The organism is Kitasatospora sp. HPM-01-4 (genome assembly GCF_051374625.1).
Lineage (GTDB): Bacteria > Actinomycetota > Actinomycetes > Streptomycetales > Streptomycetaceae > Kitasatospora.
This window is the reverse complement of record NZ_JBPQGP010000005.1, coordinates 5,830,036-5,846,554: the sequence shown is the minus strand read 5'-3', so window position 1 is coordinate 5,846,554 and position 16,519 is coordinate 5,830,036. Positions and strand designations below refer to the sequence as shown.

Below are 16,519 nucleotides of genomic sequence, written 5' to 3'. Positions count from 1 at the left end.
TCGGGTTCGCCGGTCAGGCGCTCTTGTTCTTGGTCGCCGACTCCTTGGCGCGCTTGATCCACTCGTCCGGACCGATGCGCCCCGCCATCAGCTCGCCCGAGGCGTTCTGCAGGTCCTCGTCGAACTTGCTGGCGGTGTTCGGGTACTGGTAGTTGAAGGTGTTGGTACCCGCGGCCTTGAGCGCCACAACGGTGGACTGGGTGCCCGGCTTGAGCTTGACCTCGGGGCCGACGCCGTCCTTGAGGCAGGTGAGGCTGTTGGCGGTCTGGGCGAACTTGCCCGAGGCCTCCTTGGTCAGCATCATCCGCAGGAACTCCAGCCCGCCGGCCGCGTTCTTGGCCTGCCGCGGCACGATGAACGGCTCGCCCGCGCCCGCCCGGATCGCCTCGAAGGGCAGCTTGTCGCCGGGCAGCGAGGGCATAGGCAGGAAGGTCATCTCGAAGTCGGCCGGGGTGGAGGGGAGTTGCTCGTTCTCCAGCCAGGAACCGCACGGGATGAAGGCCGCCTTGTACTGGTTCCACGCGGTCTGCGACTCGGTGTGGGTCATGCCGTTGGTGCCGGGGAGCAGGAAGTCCTGGGACACCACCTGGTAGAAGGCGTCCATGGCGGTCTTGACGGCCGGGTCGTCCCAGGCGGTCGGGTCCAGGTCGTCGATCCGCTTCATCAGGTCGAGGCCGCCCTGCTTGGCGATCATGTCCAGCATGGCGACGTTGATGTAGTACGGGTACTTGCCCTGGTGGGCCAGCGGGGCGATGCCGGCGGCCTTGATCCGGCTGCCGAGCGCGATGAAGTCGGCCCAGGTCCTCGGGGCCGTCCAGCCGTGCTCCCGGAACAGCTTGCCCGAGTACCAGAGGCCGAACACGGTGTAGACGTAGGAGAGGTTGTAGACCTTCCCCTTGACCGTGCCGGACTCGATGGTGCCGGGCATCAGCACGTCGCGGATCTTCTTGGACGGATCGTCCAGGTAGGGCGCGTCCAACAGCGGCTGGAGGTCGGTCAGTTGGTTGGAGTCGGCCAGCACGTCCAGCTTGATCTGCTTGTTGCCGGAGTCGTCGATGACGTCCGGTGGGCTGCCCGCGTTGAAGCGTGGCTGGAGCTTGCCGGTGATGTCCTTGTCCGCCTCGTGGTTGATCTTCGCGTCGGGATAGCTCTTCGCGTAGATGGCCTCGAACGCCTTGGCGTAGTCGCTGCCGTAGCCGCCGTCGAAGATGAAGACCTCGAGGCCCGCCTTGGCGTCCACGCCGAACGGGTTCTTGGCGTCGGCGAGGTCGTACCCGCCGGTCTTCGCCCCCTTGTTGCTGCCGCCGCCGGTGCCGGCGGCGCAGGCGGCGAGCAGTGGACCTCCGGCTGCCGCGAGCACGGCGATCCCTGCGGCGCGCTTGAAGATGTCACGGCGGTTGTACTCGGTTGCAGAGCCCATCAGTGCCCTCACCCCTCGGTGTCCATAAGATGCAGCCAGGTTATGACGGATCGTCAATTCCCCCTGCTGGGGCGCGCCCAGCGGCGAAAGTGCCGGTCAGAGGCGGTTGCTGTGATGCGCAAAGGTATAGTCCTGCGCCCACCCGGCGGCAATAGCCCGTACCACCCGGGATGACCTGTGACTGTCAAAGCGTTGCCGGCGGTGCAGCATGTGCAATTCGCAGGGATCCTGCACATTCGCACCGGCGCCCGCCGACATCCGAGAACGTAGCGTGTTCATGCGCGTTTGAACATAGAAACGCTCAACTTCGAGCATCGGTACGTCAAACCGTGATCCGGAAACGGCAAGAGGCCGGTACCCGTTCCGAGGAGCGGGTACCGGCCTCTGCCGGACTGCCGATATCAGCCGATCAGGCCGGGATCAGCCGATCAGCGAGCGCAGCACGTACTGCAGGATGCCGCCGTTGCGGTAGTAGTCCGCCTCACCGGGGGTGTCGATGCGGACGACCGCGTCGAACTCGGTGCTGGTGCCGTCCACGCCGACCGCCTTGACCTTGACGGTCTTCGGGGTGCGGCCCTCGTTCAGCTCGGTCACGCCGGTGAAGGAGAAGGTCTCCTCGCCGGTCAGACCGAGGGAGTCGGCGCTCTGGCCCTCGGGGAACTGCAGCGGCAGGACACCCATGCCGATCAGGTTCGAGCGGTGGATGCGCTCGTACGACTCGGCGATGACGGCCTTGACACCCAGCAGCGCGGTGCCCTTGGCGGCCCAGTCGCGGGACGAGCCGGAACCGTACTCCTTGCCGGCCAGGACGACCAGCGGGACGCCGGCGGCCTGGTAGTTCTGCGAGGCGTCGTAGATGAACGACACCGGGGCACCCCCGTCACCTTCGGCGGACCGGGTGAAGTCGCGGGTGTAGCCGCCCTCGGTGCCCGGCGCGATCTGGTTGCGCAGGCGGATGTTGGCGAAGGTACCGCGGATCATGACCTCGTGGTTGCCACGGCGCGAGCCGTAGGAGTTGAAGTCACGCTTCTCCACACCGTGCTCGGTGAGGTACTGCGCCGCCGGGGTGCCCGGCTTGATGCTGCCGGCCGGGGAGATGTGGTCGGTGGTGACCGAGTCGCCCAGCTTGGCCAGGACGCGGGCGCCGGCGATGTCGGTCACCGGGCTCGGGGTCTTGGCCATGCCCTCGAAGTACGGGGGCTTGCGGACGTAGGTGGACTCGGTGTCCCACTCGAAGGTGTTGCCGGTCGGGACCGGGAGCGACTGCCAGCGGTGGTCACCGGCGAAGACGTCCTGGTAGCCCTTCTCGAACATGGCCTCGTCGATGGAGCCGGCGACGACGTCGGCGACCTCCTGCTCGGACGGCCAGATGTCGGCGAGGAAGACGTCGTTGCCCTCCGCGTCCTTGCCCAGGGCGTCCCGGGTGATGTCGACGTTCATGTTGCCGGCGAGGGCGTAGGCGACCACCAGCGGCGGGGAGGCCAGGTAGTTCATCTTGACGTCGGGGTTGATCCGGCCCTCGAAGTTGCGGTTGCCGGAGAGCACCGAGACGACGGCCAGGTCGGCGTCGTTGACCGCCTTCGAGACCTCCTCGGGCAGCGGGCCCGAGTTGCCGATGCAGGTGACGCAGCCGTAGCCGACCAGGTTGAAGCCCAGCTTCTCCATGTACGGGAGCAGGCCGGCCTTCTCGTAGTAGTCCATGACGACCTTGGAGCCGGGCGCCAGGGTGGTCTTGACCCAGGGCTTGACGTGCAGGCCCTTCTCCACGGCCTTCTTCGCCAGCAAGGCGGCGCCCAGCATGACGGAGGGGTTGGAGGTGTTGGTGCAGGAGGTGATCGAGGCGATCACGACCGCGCCGTTGTCGATCTCGTACGAGGAGCCGTCCTCGGCGACCACCTGGGTCGGCTTGCTGGCCTCGGCCGAGTAGGTCGGCAGCGCCTCGGCGAACTTGGCCGCGGCCTCGGCGAGGACGACGCGGTCCTGCGGGCGCTTCGGGCCGGCGATCGACGGGACGACGGTGGAGACGTCCAGCTCCAGGTACTCGGAGTAGACCGGCTCGACCGACGGGTCGTGCCAGAGGCCCTGCTCCTTGGCGTACGCCTCGACCAGGGCGAGCTGCTGCTCGCTGCGGCCGGTGAGCTTCAGGTAGTTGATGGTCTCGCCGTCGATCGGGAAGATCGCGCAGGTCGAGCCGAACTCCGGCGACATGTTGCCGATGGTGGCGCGGTTGGCCAGCGGGATCGAGCCGATGCCGTCACCGTAGAACTCGACGAACTTGCCGACCACACCGTGCTTGCGCAGCATCTCGGTGATGGTGAGCACCAGGTCGGTGGCGGTGGCGCCGGCCGGCAGCTGGCCGGTCAGCTTGAAGCCGACCACGCGCGGGATCAGCATGGAGACCGGCTGGCCCAGCATGGCGGCCTCGGCCTCGATGCCACCGACGCCCCAGCCCAGCACGCCCAGGCCGTTGACCATGGTGGTGTGCGAGTCGGTGCCGACGCAGGTGTCCGGGTACGCCTGGCCACCCCGGACCATGACCGTACGGGCCAGGTGCTCGATGTTCACCTGGTGCACGATGCCGGTGCCCGGCGGGACGACCTTGAACTCGTCGAACGCGGTCTGGCCCCAGCGCAGGAACTGGTAGCGCTCCTTGTTGCGGCCGTACTCGATCTCGACGTTCTGGACGAAGGCGTCCGGGGTGCCGAACTTGTCGGCGATGACGGAGTGGTCGATGACCAGCTCGGCCGGGGCCAGCGGGTTGATCTTGGCCGGGTCGCCGCCCAGCTCCTTGACGGCCTCACGCATGGTGGCGAGGTCGACCACACAAGGCACACCGGTGAAGTCCTGCATGATCACGCGGGCCGGGGTGAACTGGATCTCCTGGCTCGGCTGGGCGTTGGCGTCCCAGTTGCCGAGCGCGCGGATGTGGTCGGCGGTGATGTTCGCGCCGTCCTCGGTGCGGAGCAAGTTCTCCAGCAGCACCTTGAGGCTGTAGGGCAGCCGCTCGGAACCCTCGACGGCGGAGAGCTTGAAGATCTCGTACGACTCGTCGCCCACCTGCAGCGAGCTGCGGGCGTCGAAGCTGTTCGCGGACACGACTGACTCCTTCTAGGTGCTTCGTGTGTGCGTGGGGCCGGCTGTGCCCCCTCTGCCCATCGGGCGGTGAGGTAAGGTAAGCCTTAGCTGACTAACCCTTGCGAGAATCGGCCACCTGCGCCTCTCGGCAAGTATCTCGACGTCAAGATAAATCCTAGTGCGGAGTTATCTCGATGTCGAGATAAACCATAGTGCATGGGGGCGTGACTCCCGCGTTCAGGCATGCCCCTGAGCGCGATCCGACGGCGCCGCTGCGGCATGCCTCCAAAACTTCCCGCACCACCCCCGCAGCGCAAGTCCTGGACCCGCACGCGAGGGCGCCCACGACAGCGGGGAGAGGGACCGGCGCCCGCGTCCCCGCACCGCCGCGGAGCCTCCCCGGCCGACCGTACGGACGGAGTATCCGGCTACGGTGAGCCGAGTCAGTCGATCACCACCGCCCAGGGAGCCCGCCCGTGATTGTCGTCGATGCCTCCGCGCTGGTACTGGCGCTCGCCGACGAAGGCGCGCGGGGCGAGACGGCCCGGGCCGAACTCGCGGCGGGCGGCGAGTGGGCCGCCCCGGAACACGTGGTGATCGAGGTGATGCAGTCGCTGCGCGGGCTGTACCTGGCCCGGGAGCTCGACGCGGACCGGGTGGCCGAACTGGCCGCCGAACTGCCCGGCCTGGCGATCCGCAAGGTGGAGATCACACCCCTGCTCGGGCGGATCTGGGAACTGAAGGACAACCTGACGCCCGACGACGCCGCCTACGTCGCGGTCGCCGAGCAGCTGGGGGTCCCGCTGATCACGGCCGACCTGCGGCTGATGCGGGCGAGCGGGCCGCGCTGCGAGATCCGGGGCATCGCGCCGGCGCGGTGATCCGGGCGGACTGCCGGGCGGGGCACGTGAAGGAGCCCACCGCGCCGCCGGCATGCCGCAGGGGCGGAGCAGCCGGAGCCGGGGAACCGGCGAACACCCAAAAGACCCGGCACCGGTGGCCCTGCGGCACAGTGGCACGCCGTCGCCCGGGCGAGGCGGAGTCGTTCGTCCTCCACGCGGGCACCCCGGCCGGCTCGCACGCCGCGAGCGACCGGGCGGCCTGCGTGAACGTGGACCTCCGGTCGCGGGCCCGTGGCCGGCGCGGCGCGAAGCGGCCGGTCAGGCCCCCAGGGTTGCGACCAGGACGGCCTTGATGGTGTGCATCCGGTTCTCCGCCTGGTCGAAGACGATGGAGTGCCCGGACTCGAACACCTCGTCGGTCACCTCCAGTTCGGACATCCCGGTGATCTCGTGCATCTGCCGGCCGACCTCCGTACCGAGGTCGTGGAAGGCCGGGAGGCAGTGCAGGAACTTCACGTCCGGGTTGCCGGTCGCCCGGACCGTCGCCATCGACACCTGGTACGGCTTCAGCAGCGCGATCCGCTCGGCCCAGACCTCCTTGGGTTCGCCCATCGAGACCCAGACGTCGGTGTAGAGGAAGTCGGCACCGGCCACCCCGGCGGCGACATCCTCCGTCAGGGTGATCCGGGCGCCCGTGGATTCGGCGAGCGCCTGGGCGTCCTTCTGCACCGACTCGGCCGGCCAGAGCTGCCGGGGGGCGACGATCCGGATGTCCATCCCCAGCAGGGCGCCGGTGACCAGCAGCGAGTTGCCCATGTTGGAGCGGGCGTCGCCGAGGTAGACCAGGGTGACCTGCTCCAGCGGCTTGGCGGTGTGCTCCAGGATGGTCAGCGCGTCCGCCAGCATCTGGGTCGGGTGCCACTCGTCGGTGAGCCCGTTCCACACCGGCACGCCCGCGTACTCGGCCAGCTCCTCGACGACCTCCTGGCCATGGCCGCGGTACTCGATACCGTCGAACATCCGGCCGAGCACCCGTGCGGTGTCCTTGATCGACTCCTTGTGGCCGATCTGCGAGCCCGCGGGGTCCAGGTAGGTGGTGCCGGCGCCCTGGTCGTGAGCGGCCACCTCGAAGGCGCAGCGGGTCCGGGTCGAGGTCTTCTCGAAGATCAGCGCGATGTTCTTGCCGCGCAGCCGCTGCTGCTCCGTCCCCGCGTACTTGGCGGCCTTGAGCTGTGCGGAGAGGTCGAGCAGGAAGCGGAACTCCTTCGGGGTGAAGTCCAGTTCCTTGAGGAAGTGCCGGTTCCGGAGGTTGAAGGCCATGCCGGGCTCCTGGGGTGTCGGGGACACTTAGATGGGAAGTGTATACGACACTTTGAATTTATATGCAGAATGTCCCGAGCCCCGGCCGGCTCCTGGCCCCCTTGGTCCGGGATGGCCGGGAGCCGGCCGCGGCCTCAGAGCCGGGGATCGACCGGTTCCGACTCCAGGGCCAGAACGGCGAACACCGCCTCGTGCACCCGCCACAGCGGCTCGCCCGCCGCCAGCCGGTCCAGTGCCTCCAGCCCGAGGGCGTACTCGCGCAGGGCGAGCGACCGCTTGTGACCGAGCGAGCGCTGCCGCAGCTGGTCCAGGTGCCGGGTGTAGTCCGGGCCGTAGATGATCCGCAGGTACTCCCGTCCGCGCACCTTGATCCCCGGCTGGACCAGCCCGCCGGGCCCGCCCCCGCCCGCCTCGCTACGGACCAGGGAGGCGAGCGGCTTGACCACCATGCCCTCACCGCCGGCCGCGGTCAGCTGCTCCCACCAGGCGGTGCCCGCGGCGATCGACTCCTCGTCCGCGGTGTCCACCACCAGTCGGCCGGTGCGGTGCAGGATCGGCTCCTGCGGGTCGTCGGCCGCGACCAGGCGGTCGATCCAGTCGAGGTGCCGGTCGTGCGGGCGGACCGCGAGGTTCGCACCCTCGGCGGCCAGCACCTGGAACGGCGCCAGCCGGATGCCCGACAGGCCCTCAGTCGGCCAGCAGTAGCGGCGGTAGGCGGCGATGAAGGCCTCCGCGTCCGCCGCGCGCCGCCGCTGTCGGTCGGTCAGCTCGTCCAGCGCCAGACCGCGCGCGGCCCCCTGCTCCAGCGCGGCCAGCGCCTGCGGCAGCGCCGCACCCGCCGCCGCGCCAACCGCCGCGTACTGGCGGCGCAGCAGTTCCGCGGCCTTGAGGGACCAGGGCATCAGCTCGGCGTCCAGCAGCAGCCAGTCGCTGGCCAGCTCCTCGAACAGCCCGGCCCGCTCGGCAGCCGTCCGCACCCGGTCCAGCACCGCGCCGGTCAGCTCCTCGTCGCTGAGGAAGGCCCGCCCGGTCCGGGTCCAGATCGCACCGGGGCCCTCGACACCGAACCGCTTCTCCAGTGCGGCGGCGTCCCGGGCCACCAGGACCACCGCACGGGAGCCCATGTGCTTCTCCTCGCAGACCACCTGCCGCACCCCGTCGTGGCGGTAGGCGAAGAACGCCTCCTCCGGGTGCTCCAGGTAGCCCTCGCGGCGCGAGGTCGCACTGGGGGCCATGGTCGGCGGCAGGTACGCCAGCAGCCGGGGGTCGAGTGCGAAACGGCTCATCACCTCCAGGGCGGCCGCCGCGTTCTCCTCCCGCACGGCGACCCGGCCGTGGTGGGCGGTCTCCACCACCCGGCGGCCGGCCACGTCGGCCAGGTCCAGCGGGCGGCCCTCGCGGGCGCCGGGCGCGTCGCTCTGCATCGGCCGGACCGGGGCGTACCACTCCCGCTCGGCCGGAACGCCGACCAGCTCGCGCTCCGGGTAGCGCAGCGCGGTCAGGCTGCCGCCGAAGACGCAGCCGGTGTCCAGGCAGATGGTGTTGTTGAGGAAGGTCGCCGACGGGACCGGGGTGTGGCCGTAGACCACCAGGGCCCGGCCCCGGTACTCCTCGGCCCAGGGGTAGCGGACCGGCAGCCCGTACTCGTCGGTCTCGCCGGTGGTGTCACCGTAGAGGGCGTGCGAGCGGACCCGGCCGGAGGTGCGGCCGTGGTACTTCTCCGGAAGGCCGGCGTGGCAGACCACCAGATCGCCGCCGTCCAGCAGGTAATGACTGACCAGGTCGCGCATGAAGGCCCGCACCTGGGCGCGGAACTCCTCGCTCTCGCCCGCCAGTTGGTCCACCGACTCCTGCAGACCGTGCGAGACGGTGACCTTGCGGCCGGACATCCACCGGCCCAGCTTGTTCTCGTGGTTGCCGGGGACGCAGATGGCGTGGCCCGCGCCCACCATGCCCATCACCAGGCGCAGCACACCCGGTGTGTCGGGGCCCCGGTCGACCAGGTCGCCGACGAAGACCGCGGTACGGCCCTCGGGGTGCGCGGCGTCGACCGGCCGGCCCTGCTCGTCCCTGGTGAGGGTGTAGCCGAGCCGGACCAGCAGGGTCTCCAGCTCGGAGCGGCAGCCGTGGATGTCGCCGACGATGTCGAACGGTCCGGTGAGGTGCCGCAGGTCGTTGAAACGCTTCTCGATGACGATCCCGGCGGCCTCCACCTCCGCCTCCCCGCGCAGGATGTGGACCTTGCGGAAGCCCTCGCGCTCCAGTCCCCTGAGCGAACGGCGCAGCTCGCGCTGCTGGCGGGGGATCACGTGCGGGGGCAGCTGCCGGTCCGGGCGGGTGCGGTTGCGCTCGGCGCAGACGCCCGGCGGGACGTCGAGGACGATCGCGATCGGGAGCACGTCGTGGTCCCTGGCCATCTGCACCAGCCGGCGGCGGGCCTCCGGCTGGACGTTGGTGGCGTCGACCACGGTGAGCCGGCCTGCGGCCAGCCGCTTGCCGACGATGTAGTGCAGTACGTCGAAGGCGTCGCCGGAGGCCGACTGGTCGTTCTCGTCGTCGGCGACCAGACCTCGGCAGAAGTCGGAGGACACCACCTGGGTCGGCAGGAAGTGCTTGCGGGCGAAGCTGGACTTGCCCGAACCCGTGGTGCCGACCAGCACCACCAGCGAGAGGTCGGTGACGGGCAGGGCACGGATCGGGGCGGGCGCTGCGGTCGTGGTGTCGGTCATCGGGTCACGCTCCCTTCGGTGGTGGTCGCAGCCTCGGTGGTCACAGCCTGGGCAGTGGAGGCCTGGGCAGTGGAGGCCTCGGTGGTCCCGAGGCGGAACAGGGCCAGCTGGGTGGGAGCGCCGACCTGCTCGTCGTACGGGCCGACGGGACGGATGGTGACGCTGTACCCGTAGGTCGCGGCCACCCGCTCCGCCCAGGCCAGGAACTGTGCCCGGTCCCACTCGAAGCGGTGGTCCGCGTGGCGGACGTGCCCGGCCGGGAGGGTCTCCCAGCGGACGTTGTACTCGACGTTGGGCGTGGTCACCACGACGGCACCGGGGCGGGCGGCACCGAACACCGCGTGTTCGAGTGCGGGCAGCCGGGGCAGGTCGAGATGCTCGATGACCTCGGAGAGCACGGCCGCGTCATAGCCCTTGAGACGCGCGTCGGTGTAGGTGAGCGCGCCCTGGAGCAGCCTGACCCTGGATGACTGACGCTCCGGCATCCGCTCGATCCGCAGCTTGCGGGCGGCCGCCGAGAGCGCTCGTGAGGACACGTCCACGCCGATCACCTCGGTCACCCTGGCGTCCTTGAGCAGCGCACCCACCAACTCGCCCTGCCCGCAGCCGAGATCGAGGATCCGGGAGGCACCCGTCTCGCTCAGGGCGGCGAGGATCGCCTCCCGGCGCCGGACGGCGAGCGAGGTGTGCCTCTCGGCCGCAGCCGTTCCACCCGCCTCGGACCCGGTGGTCTCCCTGCTCTCGGCTCCCTCCTCGCCGTTCTCGTCGGTGCCCTCGTCGTCGACCGCGTTGTCCAGTTCCTCGGCCTCCCGGTCGTCGGCCTCGGCCAGCCGGGCCAGCTCCAGGCGTTCCATCGCGGTCCGGGCCAGCGACCAGCGCCGCGCCAGGTACCGGCGGATGATCAGAGTGAGCTCCGGGTGCTCGGCCAGCCAGCCCTCCCCGGCGTCGAGCAGCTTGTCCACCTCGTCCGGCGCGACCCAGTAGTGCTTGGAGCCGTCGAGCACCGGCAGCAGCACATAGAGCTGCTGGAGCGCGTCGGCCAGCCGCGCGGTGGCGGTCAGCTCGACCCGGACGTACCGGGAATCGCCCCACTCGGGGAACGCCTCGTCCAGCGGGATCGCCTCGGCCGCGACCCGCCAGCCGAGCGGCTCGAAGAGCCGGCCGACCAGCGCCGCGCCACCGCTCTCGCCCGCGCCGCTCGCCGGTACGGCCGGGAGCGAGATCCGCAGCGGCAGCGGCTGGTCCGCCAGGCCGGGACGCATCTCGCACACGCCCTTCATCGCGGTCCGGAAGACTGTCCGCAGAGCCACCGCGAGCAGCGAGGACGCCGCATAGGGGCGGTCGTTGACGTACTGGGCGAGCGCGAAGTCCGGCGAGCCGCCGCGGCCCTTGCCCCGGCCCTTGCGCACCAGCGCGATCGGGTCGATGTCCAGCAACAGCGCCACGGTGCACGCTTCCGCCGTCGCCTCGGGGTAGAAGACATGTGCCTCACCGTGGGAGGTCGAGAACCGCTGCACCTTGTCAGGGTGCTTGTGCAGCAGAAATCCCAGGTCGGTGGCGGGCCGCTCGGCCGTTCCTGTGGTGGAGATCGAGATGAACACCTCGCTGAGTATTGCCGAGCCCGGGTGGGGCGGGCACCGGATTTTGTCCGCACCAGCGATCGAATCCCCGCCTGGACGGTCCGAATCCGTCTCCGGACGGTGAGCGGGTTCGGCAGCCGCCGCCGGGATTCGTTAACGTGCACGATGTGACTGCTGAAACCTCCAACCTCGCAAGCGGTGCCGTCGCCGTCGGTCTGGCCACCATCGCCGCCGACGGGACTGTCCTCGACACCTGGTACCCCGCCCCCGAACTCGTCGCCGAGGCGGGCCCGGCCGGCACCGTCCGACTGACCGCCGAGGAGGCCAAGGCGGCTCTCGGCGCAGGCGCCGAGGAGGCGCTGCGCGCTGACGCACGCCGTGGCGTCGAGGTGGTCGCGGTGCGCACCACCATCGCCTCGCTGGACGAGAAGCCGCTGGACACGCACGACGTGTACCTGCGCCTGCACCTGCTGAGCCACCGACTGGTCAAGCCGCACGGGCAGAACCTGGACGGCATCTTCGGTCTGCTCGCCAACGTCGCCTGGACCAGCATCGGCCCGGTGCCGGTCGAGAACGTCGAGCGGGCCCGGCTCGCCGTCCGTGCCCAGGGCGGCCAGCTGGCCGTGTACGGCATCGACAAGTTCCCGCGGATGACCGACTACGTCGCCCCGTCGGGCGTCCGGATCGCGCACGCCGACCGGGTCCGCCTCGGCGCGCACCTGGCCGCCGGCACCACCGTCATGCACGAGGGCTTCGTCAACTTCAACGCCGGCACCCTGGGCACCTCGATGGTCGAGGGCCGGATCAGCGCGGGCGTCGTGGTCGGCGACCACAGCGACATCGGCGGCGGTGCCTCGATCATGGGCACCCTCTCCGGCGGCGGCAAGCAGGTCGTCTCGGTCGGCCAGCGCTGCCTGCTCGGTGCCAACGCGGGCATCGGCATCTCGCTGGGCAACGACTGCGTGGTCGAGGCCGGTCTGTACGTGACCGCCGGCACCCGGGTCACCACCCCCGACGGCAAGATCGCCAAGGCGGTCGAGCTCTCCGGCCAGGACAACCTGCTGTTCCGCCGCAACTCGCAGAGCGGCGCGGTCGAGGTGATCGCCCGGTCCGGCTCGTGGGGCGGCCTCAACGCGGACCTGCACGCGCACAACTGACCTCCACTGCTCTGCCGGGCCCTCGGCGCCGTCCTCGCGACGGCACCGGGGGCCCTGGTCTTCTGCCACGCGGACCCCACGGGCGGACGCCGACCGGACAGGCACCGGACCGACAGACACCGACCAGGCGGACACCGGACCGGGCAGGACCGGGCGGACACCGGACCGGGGGACACGGGACCGGGGCACACCGACCGGCGAAGGCCGGACGAGCCGGAACGGCGACGCCGCCAGCAGCGTCCTGCGCCGGCCGCTCCTAGCCGAGTGGGACACCGTGCGGCAAGCCATCCTCACCCCCGAGGCTGACAGGGTGCGGAGGTTCGACCTCAACGAGTGGTAGGGGGTGACCGTGTGCCCGCACCGCTCGTTCAACCGACGGCGTCGACATCCGCCGCCTCACACCGCACTACCGAGCTGGAGGGGTCCCCTCATGTCCGAGCCCAGGTCCGAGGTACCGCAGGCCGAGGCCACCGCTCCCACTGCCGTCGTCCCGCCCGCCGCCGCCACGCCCAAGAGCCTGCTGGAGCAGATGCAGGAACTGCTCGCCTCCGTCAATGACTCGCTGGCCGGTCTCGGCGCCGACCTGCGCTCCTCCGGCGCCCGGCCGAACCAACCGGGCCGGGAACCGGCCGAAGCCGAGGGCTCCGCCGACTCCTGAGCCCCGGGCCGGCAGCCGGGCGGGGAACCCGGTGAGGCCAGCGGGATGACCAGGGTCGGCAGGCTCCGTTCCGAGTACCGGTCCGCGACCGGCCCGGTCCCCGCGTTGTGCGGTTCCGGCTCCGACGGCCCGGTGCCGCCCGGCTCCGCCACACCGTCCGCTTCGGTGCACCGCCGATCGCCGTTCCGCCGCCCATCGCCCCGCCGCTCCCGGCGGTGCTCCCACTCCTCGTCCTCGTACCAGCCGCGCTCCTCGTCCAGGAGACCGCTGCTCCCCTCCATGTCCGCCTCCCCGAAGTCCCCCGCGCCGTGGTCTCCGGACTGCTTCCGTACCGTCCTGAGCAGCTCCGCCACCAAGTCCTTGCACTCGGCTCCGGCGTCCACGCCGTCGATGCACCGCCAGTAGAGGCGCTCACCGTCGGCACCGCAGGCCAGCACCACGAGGGTTTCGGCGACCTCGTGCAGGAGCCGGCCGAGCTCTTCGAGGACCGGCTCCAGCTCACCGAGTTCGTCCAGGCGGGACGCGCGACCCGCGCCGCCCCAATCGATCCGGCTCCACTCCTGCTCCGCGCCGCCCTCACCAGCCCCCGCAACGCCGGACGGCTGGTCCAGGCAGCCGACCGCATGAGCACCCGCATCGCAGAGCAGCTGGCCCAGCGCACCGATCCCGCCGGGCTCACGCGCGGCGATCCGCGCTCCGACCGCCTCGGTGAGCAGCCCCGCCTGCCAGGCCTCGGCGAGTGCGTCCGGCACGCTTCTGGCCTCCGCCAGCGCGTGCCTGGCCGTCTTGATCAACCGCAGCGCGTCCATAACCCGCCGCTCCCCTCGCTCGCGTCGGACCGCCGTTACCGACGGTGTGTCACGACGCAAGGGTGCTGCGCGGATCGAGTCCGCGCAGCACCCCGGGCAGAACCTGTGGACAACCCCGCCCTGTGGAAAATCCCCGTCACCCACACGGGTGTACAGAAGAGCGATTCCGCAGCTCAGCGCGGCGATCTGACAATCATCCTGTTTCGTTCCCATCCTCCGTCAGCCCCCGGTCGGCCACCGGAAAGCGCACCTCGTTCCGCTCGATCTTCGCCGCCAGCGCGGTCAGTGGATCCACCCCGACCGCCGTGCAGAACTGCAGCAGATACGCCAGCACATCGGCGACCTCGTCCCGGACCCGGTGTGCCCGGTCCGGCTCGGCCATCACCGCCGTCGCCTGCTCAGGCGTCAACCACTGGAAGATCTCCAGCAGTTCGCCCGCCTCCACGCTCAGCGCGGCCGCCAGGTTCTTCGGGGTGTGGAACGGCTGCCAGTCCCGGGCCGCCGCGAAGTCGGTGAGCCGCTGCTGCAGCTCCCCCAGGGTCGGGCCCGCCGGGCCGTTCGTCTGCTCACTCACGCCCTCAGGTCTACCCCATCGCCGGCCTGTCGGCGGAACCGCCCGCCTCCTCCCCGTCCGCCCCGGTACCGGCCGTGGCGCCCTCGGCGTCCACCCCGTCCTCACGCGCCGACTGCACCGGCACCCTGGGCGGATCGGGCCGCAGCACGCTGTGCCCGGTGGCCGGATCCCGCCGGCACTCCACCAGTTCGGCACCGCCGGCCTCCCGCACCGGCGTCGGATCGTTCAGCGCCGCGAGCAGCCGGACGTCGCCCTTCTCGCACACCTCGCGGGCCACCCGTAGCAGTGCGGCGATCTGCTCGCCCGCCAGACCGGCTCCCAAGTCCTCTGCCAGCACGATCAGTTGGCGGTGCGCCGACGGAACCTCGGCGGCGGACTCCACGTCCAGCACCCCCGCGCCGGTCAGCAGCACCGCGGCGAAGGCAAGCAGTCGCAGCATGCCGTCCGATGCCTGGTCAGCACCGGTCCGCCCGAGCACCCCCTCGTCGAAGACCGCGAGCAGCCGCTCCTGCGCCTCCGGGCCGCGCCGGGCCACGTCGAGCCCGAGCAGCGGGTGCGGGGCCGCCGCCTGGACGGCCTTGAGCAACCGCCCGTAGCGCCGGGTGCAGTCGTTTCTGACCCTGGCCAGGACCGCGGAGATGTTGGCGGCCGAGCCCAGCAGTCGGGCATCCGGATCGGGCTGCGCCCAGTCGCGCATCAGGGCGGGTACGGGGTTCAGTGGGAAGATCTCGCGCAGCGCGGTCAGCAGTTGCTCGGCGGCCGCGAGCACCTTGCACTCCCCGGCCGAGGAACCGGCCACCCGCAGCGGGATCTGGGTGACGATCAGACTGTCGCTCGGGAACGGCGCCCGGATGTCGCCCTGCCGGGTGTCGTTGTGCCAGGTGACGTTGACCTTCCCGTGGGCCACGTCCTGCTCCCCGGTCTCGACCAGGGTCTGCCCCGCGCAGGTGAGCCACTCCCTGGCGACCCGGACCCGGCCGTCGGTGCGCACCACCAGTTCGAGCCGGATCGGTCCGGCGCAGGAGCGGACCGTGCAGCCCAGGATGATCGCGTTCCGGCCGTGCGGCACACAGCCCAGCAGCCCGCCCCTGACCGGCTGGGCCAGCGGTCCGTTGGTACCGCCGAAACCGTCCAGCGAGGGACCGATCGGCTCGCCCAGCGCCAGCCGCGAGAGCACGGCCAGCGCGTCGAGCGCGTTCGACTTGCCGACCCCCGAGGGCCCGTGGAGGACGGTGAACGGGGAGAGCGGGAGTGTCGTCCGGCGGTACGACTTGAACGAGGTGAGCCTGAGCTCCTCGACGGCGGGGCGGGCGGAGGACCTCCCCGCAGGGTCTTTGAGCGGTAGGACGGTGCTCCCGGGCGACTGGACTGCGGACTGGGCGGCTTCGCTGGTCACCCCGGGCACCCTAGTTGCCGCCCGCCGAGACGAAACGTGCCTGCACGCACCGTTCATCCCTACGGGGTGCCGGACCCGGTCCCGGCGATTGACCAGGCCACCCGCCCGGTCCTCACCGGTACGTCGTCACCTGCACCGAGCCGGTGACCTCGACCGGCTCCGGCAGCGCGGCGAGCGCGGCGTCGAGCACGTCGGGGGCGGTGTGCCAGGCGTTGGGGCCCATCGCCACCACCGCCGCCGCGTCCGCCCGCGAGAGGCTGAGCCGGAACTCGACCTCGGCCCGGTCCGTCCTGGTGAACCACGGGCTCAGCTTCTCGTCGATCCGGCGCTCCTTCTCCTCGTCCACCGACAGCAGGCCCAGTGCCGCGACCAGTTCGCGCAGGTGCCGGGAGGTCGGCGAGACCAGCAGCAGCCGGCCGCCGGGGCGCAGCACCCGCCGGATCTCCGGCCCGTTCCTCGGTGCGAAGACGTTCAGCACCAGGTCGGCACAGCCGTCCTGGAGCGGGAGCGGACGCCAGGCGTCGCAGACCACCGCGCCGATCCGGGGGTGCGCCTTGGCGGCCCGGCGCAGCGCGTACTTGGAGATGTCGAGGGCGGCTCCCACGCCGCCGGCGTGGTCCAGCACCCGGGTGAGGTAGTAGCCGGTGCCCGCGCCCAGGTCCACCACCAGGCCGTCGGTCCGGTCCGCCGCCGCGGCCAGGGCGTCCACGATCGGCCGGTAGTGGCCGGCGGTCAGGAAGGCGCCGCGCGCGGCGACCATGTCGGCGGTGTCGCCGGTACCGGTGTGCGCGTCACCGGCCAGCAGGCTGACGTAGCCCTGCTTGGCCTGGTCGAAGCTGTGACCCGTAGGGCAGCGCAGGGTGCGCCCGTCGAGGGCCAGCCGCTGTGCGCAGTGCGGGCAGGCCAGGTAGCGCTCGATGTCCTGCAGCAACGTCCGTGGTTCCTCGCCGTGTGGGGTG

11 protein-coding genes are annotated in these 16,519 nt (G+C 71.0%); 2 read left to right on the top strand and 9 right to left on the bottom strand.

Going from position 1 to position 16,519, the window contains the following annotated elements:
* Positions 1–13 precede the first annotated feature (13 nt).
* The gene (gene ngcE / locus ACSMTC_RS25355; protein WP_436562013.1) at positions 14–1,420 is read right to left on the bottom strand and encodes an N-acetylglucosamine/diacetylchitobiose ABC transporter substrate-binding protein; all 1,407 of its coding nucleotides are present in this window, start codon (positions 1,418–1,420) and stop codon (positions 14–16) included.
* A 420-nt stretch (positions 1,421–1,840) separates the two neighbouring features.
* The gene (gene acnA, locus ACSMTC_RS25350; protein ID WP_436562012.1) at positions 1,841–4,516 is read right to left on the bottom strand and encodes an aconitate hydratase AcnA; all 2,676 of its coding nucleotides are present in this window, start codon (positions 4,514–4,516) and stop codon (positions 1,841–1,843) included.
* A 455-nt stretch (positions 4,517–4,971) separates the two neighbouring features.
* On the opposite strand from acnA, the gene ACSMTC_RS25345 reads away from it, so the two are divergent.
* Complete coding sequence (locus tag ACSMTC_RS25345) at positions 4,972–5,376, top strand: type II toxin-antitoxin system VapC family toxin (protein ID WP_436562011.1); 405 nt, start codon at positions 4,972–4,974, stop codon at positions 5,374–5,376.
* A 279-nt stretch (positions 5,377–5,655) separates the two neighbouring features.
* On the opposite strand, the gene argF is transcribed toward ACSMTC_RS25345, so the two are convergent.
* From argF to ACSMTC_RS25330, 3 genes are all read right to left on the bottom strand, one after another.
* Positions 5,656–6,657, bottom strand: coding sequence for an ornithine carbamoyltransferase (gene argF / locus ACSMTC_RS25340; protein ID WP_436562010.1), 1,002 nt, complete (start codon positions 6,655–6,657; stop codon positions 5,656–5,658).
* A 134-nt stretch (positions 6,658–6,791) separates the two neighbouring features.
* Positions 6,792–9,386 carry a polynucleotide kinase-phosphatase gene (locus tag ACSMTC_RS25335; RefSeq protein ID WP_436562009.1) on the bottom strand — a complete coding sequence of 865 codons (2,595 nt, stop codon included), beginning with the start codon at positions 9,384–9,386 and terminating at the stop codon, positions 6,792–6,794.
* Entirely contained in the window at positions 9,383–10,987 is a 1,605-nt protein-coding gene (locus tag ACSMTC_RS25330; protein WP_436562008.1) for a 3' terminal RNA ribose 2'-O-methyltransferase Hen1, read from the bottom strand. The genes ACSMTC_RS25335 and ACSMTC_RS25330 overlap by 4 nt, the downstream gene beginning before the upstream one ends.
* A gap of 146 nt (positions 10,988–11,133) precedes the next feature.
* Here ACSMTC_RS25330 and dapD point away from each other — a divergent pair, with 146 nt between their 5' ends.
* Positions 11,134–12,123: a 2,3,4,5-tetrahydropyridine-2,6-dicarboxylate N-succinyltransferase gene (gene dapD / locus ACSMTC_RS25325; protein ID WP_436562007.1), complete on the top strand. Its 990-nt coding sequence runs from the start codon at positions 11,134–11,136 to the stop codon at positions 12,121–12,123.
* A 396-nt stretch (positions 12,124–12,519) separates the two neighbouring features.
* Here dapD and ACSMTC_RS25320 read toward each other — a convergent pair whose 3' ends face one another.
* The 4 genes from ACSMTC_RS25320 to ACSMTC_RS25305 all read right to left on the bottom strand — a co-directional run bounded on the left by ACSMTC_RS25320 (position 12,520) and on the right by ACSMTC_RS25305 (position 16,491).
* Positions 12,520–13,590, bottom strand: coding sequence for a DUF6099 family protein (locus tag ACSMTC_RS25320; RefSeq protein WP_436562006.1), 1,071 nt, complete (start codon positions 13,588–13,590; stop codon positions 12,520–12,522).
* 193 nt (positions 13,591–13,783) lie between these two features.
* Positions 13,784–14,164, bottom strand: a complete 381-nt coding sequence (locus ACSMTC_RS25315) for a nucleotide pyrophosphohydrolase (protein WP_436562005.1) — start codon at positions 14,162–14,164, stop codon at positions 13,784–13,786.
* Between the two features lie 10 nt (positions 14,165–14,174).
* Positions 14,175–15,560, bottom strand: a complete 1,386-nt coding sequence (locus ACSMTC_RS25310) for an AAA family ATPase (protein ID WP_436562004.1) — start codon at positions 15,558–15,560, stop codon at positions 14,175–14,177.
* A 112-nt stretch (positions 15,561–15,672) separates the two neighbouring features.
* On the bottom strand, positions 15,673–16,491 hold the full coding sequence (locus ACSMTC_RS25305; RefSeq protein ID WP_436562003.1) for a putative RNA methyltransferase: 819 nt from the start codon (positions 16,489–16,491) through the stop codon (positions 15,673–15,675).
* Positions 16,492–16,519: the final 28 nt, after the last annotated feature.

Excerpts from the sequence above, each read along its gene's own strand:
- argF (WP_436562010.1), bottom strand. The coding sequence starts at position 6,657 with ATGGCCTTCAACCTCCGGAACCGGCACTTCCTCAAGGAACTGGACTTC.
- ACSMTC_RS25335 (WP_436562009.1), bottom strand. The coding sequence starts at position 9,386 with ATGACCGACACCACGACCGCAGCGCCCGCCCCGATCCGTGCCCTGCCC.
- ngcE (WP_436562013.1), bottom strand. The coding sequence starts at position 1,420 with ATGGGCTCTGCAACCGAGTACAACCGCCGTGACATCTTCAAGCGCGCC.
- ACSMTC_RS25320 (WP_436562006.1), bottom strand. The coding sequence starts at position 13,590 with ATGGACGCGCTGCGGTTGATCAAGACGGCCAGGCACGCGCTGGCGGAG.